This is a genomic window from Anaerorudis cellulosivorans (assembly GCF_025943985.1).
Lineage (GTDB): Bacteria > Bacteroidota > Bacteroidia > Bacteroidales > Dysgonomonadaceae > Anaerorudis > Anaerorudis cellulosivorans.
In genome coordinates this window covers 1-1,255 of the sequence record NZ_JAPCWE010000034.1, presented here as the reverse complement: position 1 = coordinate 1,255, position 1,255 = coordinate 1, and the positions used below count along the sequence as shown (strand labels likewise).

Annotated in this window: 1 protein-coding gene; it reads left to right on the top strand. The window is 43.1% G+C overall.

Features of this window, described 5'->3' with window-relative positions; all coding sequences use genetic code 11:
* Nucleotides 1-113: 113 nt before the first annotated feature.
* A complete protein-coding gene (locus tag OLM34_RS11385; RefSeq protein ID WP_264407385.1) occupies nucleotides 114-1,229 on the top strand; it encodes a hypothetical protein in 1,116 nt (371 codons plus the stop codon).
* The last annotated feature ends 26 nt before the right edge of the window (nucleotides 1,230-1,255 follow it).

Sequence of the window (1,255 nt, the reverse complement as noted above, 5' to 3'; positions counted from 1 at the left end):
ATACCCGCTACGAGCTTGTACATGAAACACTTGCCCTGTTCATAGAGGAGCGTTCAGATCATATTTACAAGCGCAGCCTGTCACGGGAGGAGTTCGACCTTATCGACCATATCATGGACGAGGAGGGGAGCAAGTTCATCTATCGCAGTAACAAGAAGGAGGTAGATACCCGCTTCGTTGCTTTAGGCAGGCTGATGTATCGTTTTATCAAGCTGTTTAAAAGGCATGACTATGGTACTTACCAGACTCTGAAGGCTGTCTTTGAACAGCAGTTTACTGTAACTGCAGATAAGACTGTGCTGCCTAAGGATAATGACGATATAAGTGCCAAATCCATACAATCACCCCACGATACCGACTCCCACTACCGTAACAAAGGTGGAAAGAGAGTAAAGGGTTATTCCGCAAACATTACTGAAACATGCGATGATGCACCAAAGGATAGTGAAGGACAGCCTGATGATAGCGACAGGCAGCCATTGAACCTGGTTACCGATGTAAACCTGGATGTTGTCTCTACCCCGGACTGCGACTTTCTTGAACCCTCCATCGAGGAAACACAGAAGCTCCTTGATGATAAGATTGAAAAAGTATATGCTGACGGGGCTTATAACAGTACCGAAACCCAAGATTACGCCAATGAAAATGACATTGATTTAATCCTTACAGGTATCCAGGGACAGCCTCCCAGGTATGAACTCACGCTCAGTGAAGAGAATCCCGATGAGCTGATAGTCCTGGATACTAAAACACAAATAATTATTACAGCATGTTTGGCAGCAACAACAAAGATAGACTCACAGACAGGAAAACCTGTAAAGAAATGGCGCATCAAAACAGATGATGGCAAATACCGTTACTTCACGATAGAGGATGTCCGTACATCCATGCTAAGGCAAAAGCTGCGGGATGTCCCCATCAGGGAGAAATGGAAGCGAAACAATGTGGAAGCCACAATTTTTCAACTCGGATATAACCTCACAAACGGCAAGACACGCTACCGCGGACTTGCTGCCAACCGCCTATGGGCTTACTCCCGGGTTACTTGGATAAACTTCAGGAGAATACTGAAATATGTGATGCAAGCAAGTAAAAGATCGCTTTCGAGTCAAAAAAGACACTGTTTTTCCATTAAAAAATGGATATGTTTTGAAAATAATGTAAACTCTCTAATAAATAATTTTTTAAACAACTCTCGTCTGAAATATCTCAATTTTTCGTACTTTTGAAAAATGGGGTTATCAGAGGAGACTCA

Coding starts and splice junctions, on each gene's coding strand:
- OLM34_RS11385 (WP_264407385.1), top strand. CDS start 114: ATGGACGAGGAGGGGAGCAAGTTCATCTATCGCAGTAACAAGAAGGAG.